Origin of the sequence: Desulfovibrio sp. JC022, from assembly GCF_010470665.1 — a bacterium.
GTDB lineage: Bacteria > Desulfobacterota > Desulfovibrionia > Desulfovibrionales > Desulfovibrionaceae > Maridesulfovibrio.
Window position 1 is genome coordinate 387736 of the sequence record NZ_VOPZ01000001.1, and the last position, 18439, is coordinate 406174.

Consider the following 18439-nt stretch of genomic DNA (forward strand, 5'->3'; position numbering starts at 1 on the left):
ACTGAGGCTGTGAAAACGATAGAAGAAATAATGCCTCATATGCGTGAGTTCGGCAGGGTGCTGGTCAAGTACAATATGGTCGAGCGGAAAATTTTTGATTTTGGCGTTGGTGTAAAGCTATACCCGTCAGAAATTCATACTCTTTCCGCGGTTGATCAGTTGGGGGGCTGTGGAGTTACCGAATTGGCTCGTGAGTCCGGAGTAACCAAGGGTGCTACGTCGCAACTGGTCAGTAAATTGGTAAAAAAAGGACTGTTGCTTAAAGAGTCTGACCCGGAGAACGGCTCAAAGGTGATTTTGCGGCTGACTGAACTGGGCAAAGAGGCCAGTGATAACCACTACAAATTTCATTTGGATCATGATCGGGAATTCATCAATTATATACGTTCCATGTCAGAGGAGGAGCTTGAAATGTTCGACGGTATCTGTGGTAAAATGAATGATTGGATGGACAGTTATTTGAAATAATTTTTTTAACCATAGTGTTTAGTTGCTAAACGCTTGCGGAGGATGAAATGAATTATCCCAAGCCTGAACAAGATTTTTCCCCGGTACATAATTTGATTATCCAGAGCGTTTCTTCACAGGTAGTGATGGAAGCGGTCAATTTCAAACTTTTTGATACTCTTGAATTGAAGCCTGCCAGTGTGAAGGGCTTGGCTGAATATTTTGAATTTGATGAATTGAAATTAGGATCTATGTTGGATCTGCTTGAATCTTGCGATCTGGTGCAGAATGAGCAGGGGCTTTACTCCAACACCCACCTTGCCACTGAATATCTGGTTAGCACTTCTCCTTTGTATCAGGGCTTGGCCATGGGTTTGACCATGGATTTTTGTTCTGAAGTAATCCGGGATATGGGCGAACTGCTTAAGGGTAAGAAAAGCCAACGGGATGACAGCGATAAAAAATGGGCCGCCACAGATGCTATGGAAGGGACGGCTCAGGAATCACTTAGCGGCGGACTGCACACGACTGTTGATGCCATATGCGAACTTCCCGGCTTCCATGATTTTAAACTTATGGGCGACCTTGGCGGTAATCACGGAAATTATACTATGTCTGTGCTTGCCCGAAATCCGCAACTGGAGGGAGTTGTTCTAGATTTGCCCCATGTGGCTCCTTTGGCCGAGCAGCGTTGTCGGGACAATGGGTTCGATAAGCGTGTGCGCGGTATGGCAGTTGATATGCGCGAAGAGGAACTTCCGCTACTTGATTTTGACCTTATCTTTGCTTCCCACGTGCTTTATGCCTGCCGAGGGAATCTGACCCCTGTGCTGAAAAAAATTGCAAAATCCATCAGGCCCGGCGGGTGGTTTTGCGCCAATCATTACGCCAAGACTGGCAGCCCCATGTCTACTCAGACCATAGCTTCGCTGGAAGTTATTACAACCTTTGCCGGATATTTTTCCCATTTTATTGAACCGGATGTTCTTGAGAAGGAGTTGGCGGAGTGCGGATTTGGAAATTTTCACAGGACGTGGAGTGATTCAAATAAGGGTATACTGCTGGTTTCTGCCCAGAAGATTGGATAGCAGTTAAAATAAAACAGGTCCGGTCACGAAATAGGGGCCGGACCTGCTTAATAAGGCATTAAAAAATATTCAGCTTACTCTTCCAAATCAACCAGCATACGCGGCTCGGGCAGGTATTCGATAAGCCACTTGGTCCATTGTTCCGGTTTGATCAGTTCCAGAATTTTCTGGGCAATTTCATGGCCCTCAAAAGGTTCCTTGTAGTCGTCCAGAACTACCGCTCCTTTGAAGGTCGGGCAGAATTCTCCTTTCTTGTATGTTTCTATACTGAAATCAAACATGTCGATAAGAAAGCCATCCAGATTGCCTTTTGCCACCCAGTCAAAAATTATCTCATAGCCCGGTTTGCTGTGGCGGGAAAAACCGTAGACCTCAGCAACTTTTTCTACATCTCTGTCCTCATCACCCATGTGGAAATTTTCAGCAGTTACTTCCACATAGGGTTCAAGGCTGATCATTTCTTGCGCAAGGTCCTGAAATTGCTTTAAAGTAAGAACCTTATTCATCGATGGCCCTTTTAATATATTCTGATGCATCAAGCAGGTCGTCAGCGATGTAGGCAGCCTTGCCGATGCAATCCGGCTCTTCTTTCAGCCCCTTCCCGGTACGGACCAGAATTGAGCGGGCCTTGCGGGCCATGCCCAGCTCCACATCACAAATTTTATCACCAATGACAAAACAGTCTTCTGGATTCATACCGAACTCGGAAATAGCTTGATCAAACATGCCGGGCGCGGGTTTACGGCAATCGCATTTCTGGTCCGGTGCATGCGGACAATGGTATACGGCCTTGAATTCAATGCCGTCTCCGGCCAGAAGTTGAGCCATGCGGGTATTCACTGCTTCCATGTCCGAAGTGGTGTAATATCCCCGGCCAATTCCGGACTGGTTTGTTACCACGATCAGTCCGTATCCTGCATCCTGCATGGCTTTTAGTCCCTGTCCGGCGTTAGGGCATAATTCAACGCCTTCCGGGTCGCATAGGTAATGCTTGTCCTCAATAATAGTCCCGTCACGGTCCAGCAAAATATACTTCATGCTTAGTCTCATTAAAAAAAGGGAGGACTGAAAAACAGTCCCCCCTGATATTTTCTATACGGATTAGTATTGCTAGTTGCGAAGCCTGTTAAAAAAATATGGGAGAGTCCGGAGAACTCTTTATCCCATCTTTTTCTGGGCGAATTTAAGCATCTTTTCAGCTTCAGCAAAGTTGGGGTTGATGGCAAGGGCTTTTTGGGCGGCTTTGGCCATGCGGTCCCATTTTTTCCAGTCGTAGTAAAGACGACCGGTATTGAAATAAAGATACTCGTCTTTGTTGTTTATTTTAAGAGCCCTGAGGTAGTACTTTTCAGCAGCCTCAAAGTCCTTCATCTTGCGCAGTACGATCCCGATACGGTTATATAGAAATATCGCATTAGGGTCGTTTTTCAGCGCATCTTCCAGATACTCAAGAGCTTCATTGTAAAGTCCGGATTTAATGAACTTGTCGGCAATTTCAGCACGAAGTTCAGTGTCATCCTTAAATTCTTTGATCAGAGCATTAAAAAGTTTCTGCGCTTCAGAAACATTATTCTCTTCAATGAGTGCCTGACCTTTTTCCAGCTGCTCTCTTTTGCGCTTTTCCATTGCTTCAAGAAGCTGTTGAGCCCCGGCACTTACGTTCTTCTGCAATTCCTGCAAAATTTCCCGCAAGGTTTCAAGCAGGGCTTTTTCTTCGCCGGGAGCATAATTGATGATGAGCGGATAGTCTTCCCGGAGCTTTTTATCGCTGTTGAGAATATGGACAGTGCTGTCTAGCAGCTCCTGAAATTCCTCTCGCTCAGCTTTCATCAAAGAGCCCTTAAGCATGGCAAGCACAGCGTCATAGGCAGACTGAACTGCTGCCATGGCTTTCTGCTGCTTGAGCAGGGAAGGGACGCTGGCCAGTTTTTTTCTGGCATTGGTAAGTTCACCGGACATATTTGTCTCCGACGTAGTTATAAGCGCAGTTTATTTTCCGGTAGCTTCTTTTACCAGATCACGGAATCTGGCGAAGAAGTAGCAGCTGTCATGCGGACCGGGAGCTGCTTCAGGGTGAAACTGGATGGCGATGACCGGTTTGGTTTTGTGAGCAAATCCTTCCAGAGTTTCGTCATTCAGGTTCTTGTGAGTAATCTTAAGATCGGAACAGTCGGAAATGTCAACGCAAAACCCATGGTTTTGCGAAGAAATCTCAATTTTTTTGCTTTCCATGTCCATAACAGGGTGGTTGCAGCCGTGATGGCCGAACTTCAGCTTAAATGCTTTACCGCCGAGAGCCTGTCCCAGAATCTGGTGTCCGAGGCAGATTCCGGCCACGGGCAGATCTTCGCAATAGGATTTTGCGTTTTGTACTGCCTGATCAAGAACCGCCGGATCACCGGGGCCGTTGGAAAGGAAAATCGCGTCAGGCTCGAGGGCTCTGACCTGTTCTTCGCTGTAGTGGGAAGGAACGGAAAGGACTTCGAAGCCCTGTTCATCAAGCAGGCGCAGGATGTTCCATTTCACACCGTAATCAATAAGCACTAGGCGGGGGCCTTTGCCGCTCCATTTGTAACCGGAGGAAACGTCAACCGGAACAGGCTTGTTGTCCTGCCATGCATAGCAGCTTTCGGAAGTTACGGTGTCAGCAAGGTTCTGGCCTTCCATGGTGGGTAGCTGTTTAGCTTTTGCCGCCAGTTTTGCCGGATCGAGTTCCTTGGTTGAAATAATGCCGCGCATGGCTCCGTTGATGCGCAGATGGCGGGTCAGGGCGCGGGTATCGATACCTTCGATGCCCATGACTCCGGCTTCTTTCAGGTATTCGGGCAGAGACATAATCGACTGCCAGTTGGAAGGATGCTTACAGCATTCCTTGACGATAAATGCGGCAACGTGGATTTTTGCTGATTCGATATCTTTTTCGGTGATGCCGTAGTTGCCGATAAGCGGGTAGGTCATGCAGACCATCTGTCCGGTGTAGGAGGGGTCGGTTAGGACTTCCTGATATCCGGTCATGCCGGTATTGAAGATAGCTTCGCCGCCGGATTCACCGGGGCCGGTAAAGGAAGTTCCTTCGAACCAGGTGCCGTCTTCAAGTGCCAGTATGGCTTTCATATTTTCTCCCTCTCAAGAATCTTAATGGCTGTATCCAAGTCTTCTGGACGGTCCACTCCGTGGCAGGAGTGTTCGGTGATGGTGACATGGATGGGTATTCCGTTTTCCAGCAGTCGGAGCTGTTCCAGCCGCTCTCTTTTTTCAAGAGGCGAAACGTCCGTGCCGGCAAAGGTTTCAAGGGTTTCCATGCGGAAACCGTAAAGGCCGATATGTAGAAGGTAATCCCCGTCACCCTGATGGGAAAATGGAATGGGTGAGCGGGAAAAGTATAACGCCCGGCCATCTTTTGCAAGTGCTACTTTCACCCGGTCCGGACTTTGGGCTTCATCCGCACTGATGGGAGAGGCCAGTGTTGTGACTCTGACCCCGTCTTTGGAAAAGGGTGAAACCAGTTCCGAAATCATTTCCGGGGCCAGACAGGGTTCGTCGCCCTGAATATTGACCACCACGGAATCGGCAGGCAGTTCCATTTTGCGGGCCGCTTCCAGTACTCGCTCAGTGCCTGTGCTGTGGTCTGAACGGGTCATTATTGCCGGGACGCCGTGTTTTTTTGCTGCTTCCAGAATTATTTCACTGTCTGTAGCCAGCACAACCTTGTCCATCTCCGGGCATTTTGATGCCCGGTTCCAGACATGCCAGAACATAGGCTTGCCGCAGATGTCTGCCAGCGGTTTGCCGGGAAAGCGGCTCGAATCATACCGAGCCGGAATAATACCATAACAACCGTAAGTTATACTCATTTAGACTAAATATTCCTTTTAATAGCTTCGCACACGGCCTCGGTTCCGCCGCGCATGTCTGCGAGATATTTTTCAAAATCTTTTTTTACTTTTTCGGGCTTGAAGGCTTTCTTGCTGATATCGAGAAGACCTTTAAGCACACCTTCCCAGTCCTGTTCCTGACGGGCCAGTTTCTTTTCAAAAATTTCTTCGCCAACCCATGTGAAGTTGGACCAGTAGGGGCCGATCACCGGGGTGACTCCGTACGAAAGCGGCTCAAGGAAATTCTGTCCTCCCACCGGGGCCAGCGAACCTCCGATAAAGGCCGCGCGGGCGAGTGAGAATGCGGACTGCATTTCACCGAATACATCCCATAGTACCACATGTCCGAAGGGAGCGGTGGATTCAATTTCAGAGCGTAAAACCCAAGGCAGGCCTGCATCTTCGAGCATTTTTTTCCATGCTTCAATGCGATGCATGTGGCGCGGAAAAAGGCCGATTACGGTTTTGGGACGTTCTTTTTTCAAGCCCTGAACCAGCTTGAGTACCTGCGACTCCTCTTCTTTGCGTACTGAGCCGAGGATAATGAACGGGGTCTTGGGACGAAAGACAGAAGAGAGCGGGTTGGCAGTGTAGGGTACTGCTGCGGCTGTCCCGGTGCTGTCAAATTTGACATTGGGCATGGTCGAGACTTTTTCAATTTCAAAAAGGGTCTTGAAACGGGTGGCATCATCTTCGGAGATGGCGAGGATCTCTTCTGGGGCCACGGAACGGAAAAATTCAGGCAGGGCCATGTATCCGGCGAGGCTCTTAGTGGTCATGCGACCGTTGATAATGATCACTTTTACGCCGAGCTCTTTGCAGGCGGAAAGGAAACCGGGCCAGATTTCAGTCTCAATGAGCACCACCAGCTTCGGGCAGACAGCTTCAAGGGCCTTTCGGGCTATTTCAGGGCTGTCAAACGGGAAATACGTTGCAGATGCGGAAACATTGCGCGGGTTGGGACTCAATCTGTAGGCTGTTCTTTCAAGTTCGGAAAGTCCCTGCTCGGTATTGGTGGTCAGCAGGAATTTTGTGGGGCTGCTCATGGAAATGTTTTCCATGATCCGGGAAGCTATTTTAGATTCTCCGGCTGAGGCGGCCTGAATCCAGACATCCGCACGCGGTGGCAGGCTGTGTTTGAGGGTTCTGCGGTCGAATCCTTCCCTTAACCTGTCATTCTTCTTGAGAAAAGGGATGGCGGCTTTCCAGCCGAGGCCGTAGAGAAATGATGCAGCTTTGAGTTTGAGCGATACTGACATGTGTTGATCCTGACGTTTCCGTTTGAAAAAGTTACTTCCGCTTGCGCTGTCCCAGTTCAATGAGTTTCGCAATTAACTCATTGAATGAATAGCCCGCTTCCTTCGCAGCCTGCGGGACCAGACTAGTAGGAGTCATGCCGGGGAGTGTATTCACTTCCAGCAGGTAGGGGACTCCTTCAGAAATTATAAAATCAGCCCTGCTGTAATCGCTAAGGCCCAACAATTGGTGGGCTTTGACAGTGATCTGCTGAATCTGTTCAGACAGAACCGGGTCGATGGGCGCGGGGCATATTTCTTCCGCCCCGTCAAGGGCGTATTTGCTGTGGTAATCAAAGAATTCAGCGTTATCCGGGGGATTGATCAGAATCAGCGGCAGCGGTTCTCCATCCAGTATTGCGCAGGTCACCTCGATTCCCTTGGTGTATTCTTCCACGAGGGCACTGTCTCCCAGACTGAAAACAGTCTCAATGCCTTTTTCCAGCTCTTCTCTGGTCCGGGCAAAGGTCATCCCAAGGCTGGAACCGCCTGAATTGGGCTTGATAAAGACCGGAGGCTCCAATTCTTCGAGTCCTTTGCAGCCGTCAGCTGCGCAGACCAATTCCCAGCGCGGGGTAATGATGGAGTTCTGGTCAAAGACTGTTTTGGTTGCGGCTTTGTTCAGAGTCAGGAAAGAGCTTTCAGGTTCTGCTCCCTGATAAGGGCAGTTGACTTGGTTTAGCATAGCCTGAATAAGGCCGTCTTCCCCCGGAGAACCGTGGAGGTTGATAAAGGCAAAATCCGCATGTTCAGCAAGCGTGAGGATATTTTTAAAATCTTTTGCCGGGTCAAGGAATTCAACATCGTGCCCAAGTTCAAGAAGAGCTTGCTCAATGCCTTTTGCACCGCTAAGGGATACTTCCCTTTCCTCAGACCAGCCGCCCGCAATCAAGAGAACATGCATTCAGATCTACTCCGATAAGTTTGCCGAGCCGTTCCTCAAGATGAAGGGCCTGCTCGAAAGTTTTGTGAATTCTTTGTTTGATTTTGTCGGTCTTGCCGTAGCGGACCTTCAAATCATTGAATCTTTTTTCAAGTGAAGTCAGTGTGTCGTGCATTACACGTTTATCAGCGTAACTGACGACAAGCGGAAGGAAATATTTGTCGGCTTCCGGCTCAAAAGGCCAGAAGACGTGGTGAAGTACGCCCATGGAGATTGCCGGATTTCCGGTCAGTCGCATAACCCATGCTGCTCCGAGCTGGCTGTGGTTGCCCCCGTGATAAATGCAGTAGCTTTTGGCTATATCGTGTAGCAGGGCGGAAGCCTGAATTGTCGGTATGTCAACATTGATTCCCGACTCTACAGCCAGAGTAGAGACTTGAATAGCCACTTCGGCCACAAGCATGCTGTGGGATTTGATGTTGTCGAGCATGCGGTAGTCATCCCACCATGCGATGCATTGCCGGGCGGAAGGGATTGCCCAGGAAGGATCTATTTCCACCGGCGGGGGCGGAATCAGGGCAGACTCCATTGGCGGATATTTGAGAGTCGGTTTGTCCGGGGATTTTATCAAGTTGATTTTATTCATAGAAAATCGTCGTAACCATTTATGGGCTGAAACTTCCCCTTGTTACCATTTTGCGCGCGAAAAGGCAAAGCCCCGGAAACAACATTTCCGGGGCTTTGCCTTTTCGAAATATGAACTTTTTTGTTCAATGAAAATCGTTTTGAGTTGTAAATTTTTATTCCGGCACATCTTCCTGAAGGAGCGGGTCGGAAAGGAGTTCCATTATTCGGGCCATGTTGAAATCGTGTGCACCGTCGATGGCACCTTCCTGAGCACTGGCTTCCACGGTCTGTTCCAGCAACTGGTCAGGATCTTCTTGTGCTGATTTAAGGCCGGAGCGGATATTTCCGGAAACGGAGTCAAGTTTTTGCTCACGGGTAACTGTAGCCGGGGCGACCTGACCGGGGTGTTCGTTTCTGATAGGCGTATTTGCTGATTTGTTAACAAAACTGATTTCCATTTTATTTCCTCCTGATTTTATGGAGAAATATTAAGCATGAACTATTCCTACGGATAAAAAGTAAGGTATTATAAGCTGTTAGTTGCGTAAGGGGGGACAAAAATTCCGTTTTGGACCGTTAGGCCAGAAAAAGAAGTGTAAAGATTTTCCTCTTTTTGCTTAAGAAGGAATTAATTTTGAAAAAGAAATTGTGCCTGATGGAGTCGTTTTAAGCTTCCGTTTGGACATTTTTGTGTGAAATATGCAAACTCGCACAATATTTTTCTTGAATTTTTCTTGCCAAGGTTTTAATTGGCTCTTTGGGTGAGTGAGAAATTTTCCTCGGAATTGGATTTCGGGAAATTCACGATATCCTGTTGTTAAAGTGCCAGGTGCACTTTTACGATTAATTTTTTTAGGAGGTTTTACATGGCAATCGTTGAATTCATGGGAAAAAGCTTTGACGTAGACGAAGACGGCTTCCTGCTCAAGTTTGAAGACTGGTGCCCCGAGTGGGTTGACTTCTGTAAAGAAGGCGAAGGCATCAAAGAACTGAACGAAGAGCACCAGAAAGTTATCGACTTCTTGCAGGACTACTACAAGAAGAACGGTATCGCACCTATGGTCCGTATCCTTTCCAAGGTTACCGGATTCAAACTCAAGCACATTTATGAGCTGTTCCCCTCCGGTCCCGGTAAGGGAGCTTGTAAAATGGCTGGTCTGCCCAAGCCTACCGGCTGCGTATAGTTTTATAAGTTAATCAGTTTGTGAATTGTGGAGCAGTCACGTTGGCTGTTTCACAGCGAGTCCAAAGTCAGAAAAACCCCGGGGATCGGCTCCGGGGTTTTTTTTGGTTAATTTTCGATAGTTTTTTTAAAGTGTATTTGCTGCGGCCAGAATAATTGCCTATGATGGGAGTATAGGAGATTTTTTGGTGGCAAATAAAGAGAACAGTGACAAATATGAACTTTTCAAGGATGTGATGGAGCATCGGCTGCTACAGGCCGATATTCGTCAGGTGTTGAATCAACTGTCCTTGGAAGATCGTGATTTTTTTGTCGAGACGCTGACAGGCACTTTCGACAAGTTGAATGCTGTTCTGGAAGTCACACATCAGGTGTCGGATATCCTGACGCTTGATATTCTGTTCACCCGCCTTGTGGAACTGACCACCGAGGCGTTACGCGCGGACAGGGGGACGATTTTTCTCAATGATCCCGAGACGGACGAATTGTTCTCGCGCGTGGCCATGGGGGAATTAATTCAGGAAATCCGGTTTCCCAACCACTTGGGAATAGCAGGTTCGGTTTTTACTTCCGGTGAGTCGATCATCATTGATGACGCCTACGCCGATCCCAGATTCAATCCGGAAGTGGACAAAAAAACCGGCTATCGCACCCGCAATATTGTCACCGCTCCCATACGGGGGAAGGATGGCATTGCCGTGGGTGTGGTCCAGTTGCTCAACAAGCATGAAAACAATTTTTCCGAACATGACCTTTCCCTGCTGGAAGCCATGGCCGCTCAGGCCGCCTCGGCACTGATCAACGCCCAATTGTTCGAGCAGGTCACCCGTGCCCGTAAGGAAGAGACGCAACTCCTTGAGGTTACCAAGGCCATCTCCAAGGAAATCCATCTCAAGCCTCTCATTAACAGGATCATGTCCACCACTTCCATGCTTCTGGATGCCGACCGCAGCACTTTGTTTTTGAACGATGAAAAAACAAAAGAATTGTGGTCCATGGTTGCTCAGGGAATGGAGACAAAGGAAATCCGTTTTCCCAACCATCTTGGCATAGCCGGATCGGTGTTTACGTCCGGAAGTACTGTCAATATTCCGGACGCGTATGCAGATTCCCGGTTTAACCCCGAGGTGGACAAGAAGACCGGATACAGGACCAATACCATTTTGTGCATGCCGGTGAAGAACAAGTCCGGCAAGATCATCGGCGTGGTCCAGTCTTTGAACAAGAAGGGCGGTCCGTTCACCGGCGTCGATGAAAAACGGCTTAATGCTTTTTCTGCTCAGGCTTCCATTGCGATCGAGAATGCAACGCTTTTTGAAGAAGTCCTGACTATGAAAAATTACAATGAGTCCATGCTTGAATCCATGGCCAACGGCGTGGTCACGTTCAACGAGGACGGGATTGCCCAAAAATGCAATTTGTCTGCGGAGCGTATTCTGGAAATGCGCGAAATGGATATTCTTGCCAAGAAGGCGGACGAGCTCTTTGTGGATGATAATGAATGGATTGCGAACGCTGTTCACAAGACGGTTACCGACAATACGACCGAGTTGGTCATGGATGCTGAACTGTCCACCCTCGGTAAGGCCAAGTCCGTGAATGTATCGAGCAAGCCTCTGGTTAATTCCAAGGGTGTGAACCTCGGCGTACTGCTCGTCCTCGAGGATTTTTCGAGCGAAAAACGACTCAAGGGTACTCTGGCCCGGTATATGACCAAGGAAGTGGCTGACCAGCTTATGGACAATGAGGCCATGCTCGGCGGGCAGCTCAAGGAGGCCACTGTCTTTTTTTCCGACATCCGCAGTTTTACCACCCTGTCCGAGTCCTTGGGGGCACAGGAAACAGTCTCCATGCTCAACGACTATTTTACCGATATGGTGGAAATCCTTTTCGAACGAGGGGGGATACTGGACAAATACATCGGCGACGCAATTATGGCCGTGTTCGGCACACCATTTGCGACGGATCGCGACGCTGATCAAGCTGTTTTGTCAGCCATTGAGATGATGCGTTCCCTGCGCGATTTTAATGAACGCCGGTTCAAGGAGGGGCACGATCCTATCGATATCGGAATAGGTCTGAATACCGCCCCGGTGGTTGTAGGCAACATCGGGTCCCTCAAGCGCATGGACTACACCGTGATCGGTGACGGGGTGAACTTGGCGGCCCGATTGGAGGGGGCTAACAAGATGTATGGTTCCCACATCCTGATCAGCGAGTTCACGGTGGCGGCTCTCAAAGACGACTATCTCCTGCGGGAAGCAGATCTTATTCAGGTCAAGGGCAAAACCGAGCCTGTGGCCATTTATGAAGTGCTTGACCATGCCAGGGAGGAGCACCACCCACTCCTCCGGGAGGTGGTCCGTACCTTTGTTCATGCTCTGGAAGTTTATCGCAACCGGGAGTTCAAAGCCGCGCGGAAGCTTTTTAAGGAATGTTTAAAGCTTTTGCCCGGTGACAAGATGAGCGCAATGTACATTGATCGATGCGACCACTTCCTCTGCTCCCCGCCACCAGCCGATTGGGACGGCGTTTGGGTCATGCTGAGCAAGTAGATAGCAATTTGACTTCTGTAAAGAAGGCGAAGGCATCAAAGAACTGAACGAAGAGCACCAGAAAGTTATCGACTTCTTGCAGGACTACTACAAGAAGAACGGTATCGCACCTATGGTCCGTATCCTTTCCAAGGTTACCGGATTCAAACTCAAGCGCATTTATGAGCTGTTCCCCTCCGGTCCCGGTAAGGGAGCTTGTAAAATGGCTGGTCTGCCTAAGCCTACCGGCTGCGTATAGTTTTTAAGTTAATCAGTTTGTGAATTGTGAAGCAGTCACGTTGGCTGTTTCACAGCGAGTCCAAAGTCAGAAAAACCCCGGGGATCGGCTCTGGGGTTCTTTGTGCATTCCAGTGTTTTGTGCTTTGCTTAGTCTATCCGACTGGCTGCGTATTTGTCCTTTATGTAGTATCTGTCATTTATACTTCGGCAGATAACTCCTGCAGCATGTTTATCATTAAATTCTAATGTAAATTTTGCAAAGCCGGGATTTGATATGAATTCGTTTTTTCTAATAGGTGTTATAGTGCATTCGTGGCGGTCGGATATAAATTCCTCTTTCATCAGATTAGGAAGTCTAGTGGTACACTCAGCTTTATGAGCATCTCCATGTCCCCAGTCTATAAGCACGTTATAGGCTGTCCATCTTCCGTTCCATGCCTTACTGGTTACGGTAACAGTGCAATAGTAATGGTGGTATCCCCCGACGCTATCGAATTTGCCGAATCCTTCGTAGCGGTGGGTTTGGGCATTTGCCGATGATGCCATTGTCGTTGCCAGAAGAATTAAAAGATACACAGGAATGAATTTCATAAAAGTACCTCCGTTAATGCCGTTTATCGCACGATCTTATCAATCTGTCGATTCAAAGGCAGAAAATCCGTGAATGTATACCAAGGGTCTTCAAGAATTACGGCATTCTCTATTTTCTCTTCCACATCACCTTGCTGATACTTATCCATGATGAGTACAGTGTCCGCTCTCTTGTCAAAGGCGGTAAAAAAATCTTTCTGCGCCTGAGTAAGTCCACCATAATTTGTAGAACTGAATAACTTCTTAGTCAGGGCAGGATCAACTTTCCCGGCATAGCCGATGGAAATTTTTTGTGCAGGGGATATCAGTTTGTTGCAGATACGCACTGCCGTGTATCCGGGCTGGGAGGCCAGACCGCTTTTGCCTGAATCGGGCGGGACGAGAAAAGTGCGGCAGTAATAGCTTTCACCTGCTATTTTTCGCGTATAAATGCCTGTATTGGGTAACTTGTCGCCCGGAACCTGTTTGGGGCGTACAGTCCAGCCCTGTCGCATGTTGATGATCTCCACCCATGCTCCGTTATTGCCTTCCCGGTCAGAGTAAAAATAAGTGTGTACGCTGGCTTTGCTCTTGTTCTCTTTGTACTCACCCTGATATTCCAGACCGTTGAATTGTATGGTCAAGGCCGGTGATTTGGTGGAATAGAAACCATGCTTGCCGGGAACTTTCTGGGCCACGCATCCGCAAAGGATGAGATTTGCCAGCAAAATGAATATCAGGAAAAGTTTTTTCATAGTGATAATCCGGTGACTTTCTTTCAGGTTATGGTTCTACAAGGTTTTTAAATCCTGCAAAATCGTTTCTGCTGTCCGTGCAGCCACACCCGGTTCTCCTATCATTTCACGCAATTCTTTTAATTCAGATCTTACTTTTTCCGCTGATTCAGGGAAGCCCACCCACTGGCGGATTTGTTTGTAGAAGTTATCCGCAGTTGCATTTTCCAGCAGGTATTCCGGCAGGATCAGCTTATCCGGGATGATGTTGGCGAGGCTGACATATTTAATTTTGATAATTTTTTTAGCCAGAAAGCCACTCAGGGCGGACATCTTGTAGGCCACCAGCGTAGGGGTTCCGATGAGAGCGCATTCCAGAGTTGCGGTACCGGAAGCAGCCATTATCACATTGGAATTGCGCATGAGCCGATATCTGTTCTCCGGCTGATTGATGGTCACCGGGATATGATCCGGCCAGAAATGGCGCAACTTTTCCTCTTTTACACCCGGCGCGCGGGCAATGGAAAATTTCAGTTCCGGGAAATCTTTTGAGAGCCTTTCCGCTGCCATGGCGAATTCCGGCAGCAGTGATGATATTTCCTTGCTCCGGCTGCCCGGCAGGATGCCCACAAGATTCGGGTCCGGGGCGATGGCATCCAGTTCATCAAGGGGCATGAGATCCAGCAGGGGATGGCCCACGTACTGGGCATCAACCCCGCGATCTTTAAAGAATTGTTGCTCAAAGGGCAGGATGCACAGAATCTTACGCACGTGTTTTTGCAGGAATTTTGCGCGGCCCTGACGCCATGCCCAGATTTGCGGGGTGATGTAATAGTAGACAGGAATATCCAGTTTGCGGGCAATTTTGACCAGTCGGAAATTGAAGTCCGGGCAGTCGATGAGAATGATTGCCTTGGGACGTTCTGCTTTAAGGATATCCTCAATCTGCCCGAAAAGTTTCAGCAGCCGGGGCAATTTGGGCAGGACTTCGGTCAGCCCTACCAGTGAAATGAGCTGCATGGGGTAGCGGATGTCGCAGCCCGCATTTTCCATATCGGAACCGCCCATGCCCATAACTTTCAGGCCGGGGTCGCGCTCCATGAGTTCTTTTGCCAGCCGTGCTCCGTGCATGTCGCCGGAAGCTTCGCCTGCGTTGATCCAGATGCTGTTATTTTTAACGCTCATTTTTAGTTCTCATAATAGTGGTTTAAAGCAGGACAATACGTTTGCATTCTTGAAAAAGCAACGCTTGAGGCGGTCGCGAAAGTCTGCTGAAATTTGTTTACGAATTTAAGCGTTATAAAGGGAACTGCTTGCAATGATGGATTAAATAGTGTTAAGTCCCAACATGGTTGTGAGGTAGTTTTTAGAATTTCATTTTATTAAGGAGTGTTAGATGGCTCAAAAGAACGTAAAAAATATGATGGGCGTTCTGTCCGGGGTTTTTGCTCATACAGGTCACCTTTCTAAAGAAGAAGCCATGAAAATGGCTGGCATGGACGAAGCTGAGTTCAAGACAGTTTACGAAAAAGCAGCAAATGTTGTTAAAAAGCTGGAAAGCTACGACAGTGCAGCTGAAAAATATGACAACTTTTCAGAACACCTCTGGGAAGAACTTCAGGAATACGTTAAGAAGTTCGGTCCTTTCGGTGTGTAATTAAATTTCCGTTTTTACGGTATAAAGGGGAGATCTTCTGATCTTCCCTTTTTTTATATCAGATACCAGTTCCAGAACGGATCAGCGTAAAGAATAGTCAGCATGGACCCCAGCGCAAGGAACGGTCCAAAGGGAATCATTGAGCCGTATTCCTGATCTTTATCAACCACCATCATGATCAGTCCGGCTACAAGTCCAGTGAATGCTGAAACCGTGATCACCAGCGGCAGGTTCTGCGGCCCGGCCAATGCTCCGATCATGAACATGATCTTAACATCTCCCAGTCCAAGTCCTTCAGTTCCTTTCAATCCCCGGTAGAGCAGGCGCAACGACCAGAATAATCCCCCGCCGATGCCTGCTCCGAGCAGCGCGCCTTCCCAGCCTACGGGAGTGAACATGGCTGCGCAGGGAATAGCAATCACTGAGCCGGGTATGGTGATGATGTCCGGCAGAATGAAGGTTTGCAGATCTATGAATGAAGCCACAATCATCAGTCCGCCGAAAAACATGTATACCAGCCACTGTGCGGAGGGTCCGAATGTGAGCATTAGCAGTACTGCCCATGCAACCGACACCAGTTCGATCACAGAGTATATGGGGCTGATTTTTTGTTTGCAGGCGGAGCATTTGCCGCGCAGCAGCAGGTAGCTGATTAGAGGGATATTTTCATACCAGCGGATAGTGTGTCCGCAATCAGGGCAGGTTGAACGGCGCGGATTGATCAATGTCTGACCGTTGATGTAACGGGATACTGCGCAGCCGTAGAAGCTGCCCAGAATTGCCCCGATTAAGGCTGCTGCCACGATCTGAAAAATATTTATGGAAATTAGATGCATGTTGACCTTGGATAACTTGAAGATTTAGGGTGTCTCTGCAAAGCAGTTGCGTCTGACTTATTAGTAAAAAAGTGGATACGACACTTAAGATAATTGAACAAGCTTTCTACGGAGACTCAAATGGGTGGCAAATATAGATTCATACCGGAACTCAGTGCACAGGAACTTGCAGATAAACAGCTGGAAGGATTGAAATGGACCGTAGCGCATACCGCCGTCAACAGCCCATTCTATCAGTCGCAGTATAAAGAGCAGGGAATTGAACCGGGCGATATCAAGTCTCTTGACGATTTACAGAAGCTTCCTTTCACCACTGCCGATCACCTTAAGGAAGGGTATCCGCTACCGCTGCTTTCCGTGCCCGAAGAGGATGTTGTGCGCATTCACGGTTCCAGCGGAACCACCGGGAAGCGCAAGATTTTATCTTACACCCGTAAGGACATCGAAACATGGAAAAACATGTTTGCCCGTTGCTACGAGCTTGCCGGGTTGACCACTCTTGACCGGGTACAGGTCTGTGTGGGGTATGGCCTGTGGACTGCCGGGGCTGGATTTCAGCTCGGTTCGGAACATTTCGGGGCCATGACTCTGCCTGTAGGGCCGGGGATGCTTGAAATTCAGCTCCAGATTCTGGAAGACCTCGGGGCTACCTGTCTTTGTTCCACCGCTTCCATGGCTCTTTTGCTTGGCGAGGAAGCACAGAAAGCGGGTATAGTGGAACGGCTTAAGCTTAAACGTTGTATTTTCGGCGGTGAAGCCTGTTCCAGCAAGATGCGCAAGCAGTTTGAGGAAGCCCTCGGGCTTGAATCTAGTCATGATATTTCGGGTATGACCGAACTTTACGGTCCCGGTGCGGGCATAGAATGTAATGCTCACGAGGGCATTCATTATTGGGGTGATGAATATATCGCAGAGATTATTGATCCGGTGACCCTTAAGCCTGTAGCTGACGGCGAAGTTGGCGAGCTTGTAGTTACCACCCTGAACAAGGAAGCCTCGCCGCTGGTTCGTTACCGCACTCGTGACCTTACCCGAATCATTCCCGGTGAGTGCTCCTGCGGTTGCGCCATGCCTCGTCACGATACAATTTCCGGCAGAAGTGACGATATGTTCATTTTTCGCGGGGTCAATATTTATCCCGGTCAGATTGCTTCTGTGCTGGAATCTTTCCCCGAAGCAAGCTCCGAGTACCAGATTTATCTTGAACGCCGCGCAGGTCTGGACCACATGTCCGTTAAGGTTGAGCGTAAGGCCGGAGTTTCCGAAGCCAACGACGCCAACCTCGCCAAGGCCATCTGTGATGAGATCAGGAAATTCATCCTCGTGCGAGCCAATGTTGAAATCCTCAAGCCCGGCCTGCTTCCAAGAAGCTTCGCCAAGACCAAGCGAGTTTTTGACGAAAGAGGTTAATTTATAGCTGCCTCCGGCGGCAAAAGGGGAAGGGGGAACTTTTGCTACCGCCAAAAAGTTCCCCCTTCTCCTTTTGAATCCCCAACCCCCTCAAAACGCGTTGGTTGGATTTGGCCATGTTTTATTTTAACCCCTCATATATCCTATCAAGATTTTCCGAATACAATCCCAGCAGTTTTTGTTCCGCAGATTGGCCTGTTGATTTCGATGTAAGCAACGTGCTTAGGACAATTGGCTGCGCTCCGTTCTCTATAATCGCTTCATATATTTTGCCTTGCGGCATACGGTTGCAGAGCACTGCTTTGATATCATTTTCGCGGATAGATTCTTTCAAGATCGCAATATCAGATTCATTCCAATCAATCTGCTGTTTCAGGAAACTATCCACCACCTCAATACCGAATTCTGAAATAAGATAATCGAAATCACTGGTTAGGCTGATAGCTTCCGTTGATTCAAGATCAATCAATTTGGATTCATATTTTGTGCGCAGTTTGAACAGATTTTGCTTCAGTGATTTCAGGTTGTTGTATATTTTTGGGGCATGATCCGGGTAAAGGGCTATGAGGTCTTTGGCTATGAAGTCCGCCATTTTGGTAAGATTTCCCGGTGATCGCCAGATGAAGGGAGATATTTGTCCACTCACTTTTTCCTTGATCAGTTTGACCCCGGCCTGAGTTTTGTCCACAGGTGCGGAACCGTCGATTTCGACGATGCGTACATTGGTCCGTCTGGCGTAGGGATACAGATCATCATGCTGCCAGACGGAGCGGATGGTCACGCATGCAGCTGCATTAGAAGCCTGTTCACTGAATTTGTTCACATTTTTTTTGAAGTACCGGGCGTGGGAATTCATGGAATATGTGGCAGGTACGGTCAGGATAGTTTTAATCCCGGTTCCTTTAGTCAAAGTTTGAGTGAGCAGTTTGGTGGCTTCAAGAGAAGTCAGTATTTGCATGCCTGAAGTTTGCGAATAGTTGGTTGATTGCTTGGCGCATCCCATGAGGCTGAGCAGCAGAATTAACGGTAGTATCTTTTTCATAACAGAATCCTATAAATT

At 48.4% G+C, this 18439-nt stretch carries 20 protein-coding genes and 1 pseudogene; 7 read left to right on the plus strand and 14 right to left on the minus strand.

Annotated elements, in window-relative coordinates; translation table 11 throughout:
- Positions 1–30 precede the first annotated feature (30 nt).
- Both FMS18_RS01645 and FMS18_RS01650 read left to right on the plus strand, forming a co-directional pair.
- A complete protein-coding gene (locus FMS18_RS01645; protein WP_203544484.1) occupies positions 31–468 on the plus strand; it encodes a MarR family winged helix-turn-helix transcriptional regulator in 438 nt (145 codons plus the stop codon).
- Positions 469–515: 47 nt separating this feature from the next.
- Complete coding sequence (locus FMS18_RS01650; RefSeq protein ID WP_163292006.1) at positions 516–1535, plus strand: methyltransferase; 1020 nt, start codon at positions 516–518, stop codon at positions 1533–1535.
- 74 nt (positions 1536–1609) lie between these two features.
- Here the strand turns inward: FMS18_RS01650 and FMS18_RS01655 are convergent, their stop codons facing one another.
- From FMS18_RS01655 to FMS18_RS01695, 9 genes are all read right to left on the minus strand, one after another.
- Positions 1610–2041, minus strand: coding sequence for a hypothetical protein (locus tag FMS18_RS01655; protein ID WP_163292008.1), 432 nt, complete (start codon positions 2039–2041; stop codon positions 1610–1612).
- Positions 2034–2573, minus strand: coding sequence for an HAD-IIIA family hydrolase (locus FMS18_RS01660; protein ID WP_163292010.1), 540 nt, complete (start codon positions 2571–2573; stop codon positions 2034–2036). The genes FMS18_RS01655 and FMS18_RS01660 overlap by 8 nt, the downstream gene beginning before the upstream one ends.
- Before the next feature lie 120 nt (positions 2574–2693).
- Positions 2694–3494 (minus strand): tetratricopeptide repeat protein, encoded by an 801-nt coding sequence (locus FMS18_RS01665; protein WP_163292012.1) that lies wholly within the window; start codon positions 3492–3494, stop codon positions 2694–2696.
- Positions 3495–3524: 30 nt separating this feature from the next.
- Positions 3525–4649 carry a glutamine-hydrolyzing carbamoyl-phosphate synthase small subunit gene (gene carA / locus FMS18_RS01670; protein WP_163292013.1) on the minus strand — a complete coding sequence of 375 codons (1125 nt, stop codon included), beginning with the start codon at positions 4647–4649 and terminating at the stop codon, positions 3525–3527.
- On the minus strand, positions 4646–5389 hold the full coding sequence (kdsB, locus tag FMS18_RS01675) for a 3-deoxy-manno-octulosonate cytidylyltransferase (RefSeq protein WP_163292015.1): 744 nt from the start codon (positions 5387–5389) through the stop codon (positions 4646–4648). The genes carA and kdsB overlap by 4 nt, the downstream gene beginning before the upstream one ends.
- A 5-nt stretch (positions 5390–5394) precedes the next feature.
- The gene (locus FMS18_RS01680) at positions 5395–6669 is read right to left on the minus strand and encodes a 3-deoxy-D-manno-octulosonic acid transferase (protein ID WP_163292017.1); all 1275 of its coding nucleotides are present in this window, start codon (positions 6667–6669) and stop codon (positions 5395–5397) included.
- Between the two features lie 31 nt (positions 6670–6700).
- Positions 6701–7609 (minus strand): D-alanine--D-alanine ligase, encoded by a 909-nt coding sequence (locus FMS18_RS01685; protein ID WP_163292018.1) that lies wholly within the window; start codon positions 7607–7609, stop codon positions 6701–6703.
- On the minus strand, positions 7575–8234 hold the full coding sequence (locus tag FMS18_RS01690) for a phosphohydrolase (RefSeq protein ID WP_163292020.1): 660 nt from the start codon (positions 8232–8234) through the stop codon (positions 7575–7577). Before FMS18_RS01690 ends, FMS18_RS01685 begins: the two co-directional genes overlap by 35 nt.
- Positions 8235–8388: 154 nt before the next feature.
- A complete protein-coding gene (locus tag FMS18_RS01695; protein ID WP_163292021.1) occupies positions 8389–8673 on the minus strand; it encodes a hypothetical protein in 285 nt (94 codons plus the stop codon).
- Positions 8674–9081: 408 nt separating this feature from the next.
- Between FMS18_RS01695 and FMS18_RS01700 the strand changes: the two genes are divergently transcribed.
- The 3 genes and pseudogenes from FMS18_RS01700 to FMS18_RS01710 form a co-directional block, all read left to right on the plus strand.
- Complete coding sequence (locus FMS18_RS01700; protein ID WP_163292023.1) at positions 9082–9399, plus strand: TusE/DsrC/DsvC family sulfur relay protein; 318 nt, start codon at positions 9082–9084, stop codon at positions 9397–9399.
- 187 nt (positions 9400–9586) lie between these two features.
- Positions 9587–11953 (plus strand): adenylate/guanylate cyclase domain-containing protein, encoded by a 2367-nt coding sequence (locus FMS18_RS01705; protein ID WP_163292024.1) that lies wholly within the window; start codon positions 9587–9589, stop codon positions 11951–11953.
- A 10-nt stretch (positions 11954–11963) separates the two neighbouring features.
- Positions 11964–12191, plus strand: a pseudogene (locus FMS18_RS01710) (TusE/DsrC/DsvC family sulfur relay protein); the annotation flags it as partial.
- A 128-nt stretch (positions 12192–12319) separates the two neighbouring features.
- Here FMS18_RS01710 and FMS18_RS01715 read toward each other — a convergent pair.
- Genes FMS18_RS01715 through lpxB form a run of 3 tightly spaced genes read right to left on the minus strand, consistent with a single transcriptional unit; the run spans position 12320 to position 14661 of the window.
- Entirely contained in the window at positions 12320–12763 is a 444-nt protein-coding gene (locus FMS18_RS01715) for a hypothetical protein (RefSeq protein WP_163292026.1), read from the minus strand.
- A gap of 23 nt (positions 12764–12786) precedes the next feature.
- The gene (locus FMS18_RS01720) at positions 12787–13497 is read right to left on the minus strand and encodes a hypothetical protein (protein ID WP_163292027.1); all 711 of its coding nucleotides are present in this window, start codon (positions 13495–13497) and stop codon (positions 12787–12789) included.
- A gap of 36 nt (positions 13498–13533) precedes the next feature.
- On the minus strand, positions 13534–14661 hold the full coding sequence (gene lpxB, locus FMS18_RS01725; protein ID WP_163292029.1) for a lipid-A-disaccharide synthase: 1128 nt from the start codon (positions 14659–14661) through the stop codon (positions 13534–13536).
- Positions 14662–14872: 211 nt separating this feature from the next.
- Here lpxB and FMS18_RS01730 point away from each other — a divergent pair, with 211 nt between their 5' ends.
- Positions 14873–15133: a hypothetical protein gene (locus tag FMS18_RS01730; protein WP_163292030.1), complete on the plus strand. Its 261-nt coding sequence runs from the start codon at positions 14873–14875 to the stop codon at positions 15131–15133.
- Positions 15134–15186: 53 nt separating this feature from the next.
- Here FMS18_RS01730 and FMS18_RS01735 read toward each other — a convergent pair whose 3' ends face one another.
- Positions 15187–15969, minus strand: coding sequence for an A24 family peptidase (locus FMS18_RS01735; RefSeq protein ID WP_163292032.1), 783 nt, complete (start codon positions 15967–15969; stop codon positions 15187–15189).
- Positions 15970–16089: 120 nt separating this feature from the next.
- Here FMS18_RS01735 and FMS18_RS01740 point away from each other — a divergent pair, with 120 nt between their 5' ends.
- On the plus strand, positions 16090–17379 hold the full coding sequence (locus FMS18_RS01740) for a phenylacetate--CoA ligase family protein (RefSeq protein ID WP_163292033.1): 1290 nt from the start codon (positions 16090–16092) through the stop codon (positions 17377–17379).
- 121 nt (positions 17380–17500) lie between these two features.
- Here FMS18_RS01740 and FMS18_RS01745 read toward each other — a convergent pair whose 3' ends face one another.
- Entirely contained in the window at positions 17501–18421 is a 921-nt protein-coding gene (locus FMS18_RS01745; RefSeq protein WP_163292035.1) for a metal ABC transporter solute-binding protein, Zn/Mn family, read from the minus strand.
- Positions 18422–18439: the final 18 nt, after the last annotated feature.

Excerpts from the sequence above, each read along its gene's own strand:
- FMS18_RS01665 (WP_163292012.1), bottom strand. The coding sequence starts at position 3,494 with ATGTCCGGTGAACTTACCAATGCCAGAAAAAAACTGGCCAGCGTCCCT.
- FMS18_RS01715 (WP_163292026.1), bottom strand. The coding sequence starts at position 12,763 with ATGAAATTCATTCCTGTGTATCTTTTAATTCTTCTGGCAACGACAATG.
- FMS18_RS01650 (WP_163292006.1), top strand. The coding sequence starts at position 516 with ATGAATTATCCCAAGCCTGAACAAGATTTTTCCCCGGTACATAATTTG.
- FMS18_RS01720 (WP_163292027.1), bottom strand. The coding sequence starts at position 13,497 with ATGAAAAAACTTTTCCTGATATTCATTTTGCTGGCAAATCTCATCCTT.
- FMS18_RS01735 (WP_163292032.1), bottom strand. The coding sequence starts at position 15,969 with ATGCATCTAATTTCCATAAATATTTTTCAGATCGTGGCAGCAGCCTTA.
- FMS18_RS01730 (WP_163292030.1), top strand. The coding sequence starts at position 14,873 with ATGGCTCAAAAGAACGTAAAAAATATGATGGGCGTTCTGTCCGGGGTT.
- carA (WP_163292013.1), bottom strand. The coding sequence starts at position 4,649 with ATGAAAGCCATACTGGCACTTGAAGACGGCACCTGGTTCGAAGGAACT.
- FMS18_RS01745 (WP_163292035.1), bottom strand. The coding sequence starts at position 18,421 with ATGAAAAAGATACTACCGTTAATTCTGCTGCTCAGCCTCATGGGATGC.
- FMS18_RS01680 (WP_163292017.1), bottom strand. The coding sequence starts at position 6,669 with ATGTCAGTATCGCTCAAACTCAAAGCTGCATCATTTCTCTACGGCCTC.
- lpxB (WP_163292029.1), bottom strand. The coding sequence starts at position 14,661 with ATGAGCGTTAAAAATAACAGCATCTGGATCAACGCAGGCGAAGCTTCC.
- FMS18_RS01655 (WP_163292008.1), bottom strand. The coding sequence starts at position 2,041 with ATGAATAAGGTTCTTACTTTAAAGCAATTTCAGGACCTTGCGCAAGAA.
- FMS18_RS01695 (WP_163292021.1), bottom strand. The coding sequence starts at position 8,673 with ATGGAAATCAGTTTTGTTAACAAATCAGCAAATACGCCTATCAGAAAC.
- FMS18_RS01685 (WP_163292018.1), bottom strand. The coding sequence starts at position 7,609 with ATGCATGTTCTCTTGATTGCGGGCGGCTGGTCTGAGGAAAGGGAAGTA.
- kdsB (WP_163292015.1), bottom strand. The coding sequence starts at position 5,389 with ATGAGTATAACTTACGGTTGTTATGGTATTATTCCGGCTCGGTATGAT.
- FMS18_RS01660 (WP_163292010.1), bottom strand. The coding sequence starts at position 2,573 with ATGAAGTATATTTTGCTGGACCGTGACGGGACTATTATTGAGGACAAG.
- FMS18_RS01740 (WP_163292033.1), top strand. The coding sequence starts at position 16,090 with ATGGGTGGCAAATATAGATTCATACCGGAACTCAGTGCACAGGAACTT.
- FMS18_RS01645 (WP_203544484.1), top strand. The coding sequence starts at position 31 with ATGCCTCATATGCGTGAGTTCGGCAGGGTGCTGGTCAAGTACAATATG.
- FMS18_RS01690 (WP_163292020.1), bottom strand. The coding sequence starts at position 8,234 with ATGAATAAAATCAACTTGATAAAATCCCCGGACAAACCGACTCTCAAA.
- FMS18_RS01700 (WP_163292023.1), top strand. The coding sequence starts at position 9,082 with ATGGCAATCGTTGAATTCATGGGAAAAAGCTTTGACGTAGACGAAGAC.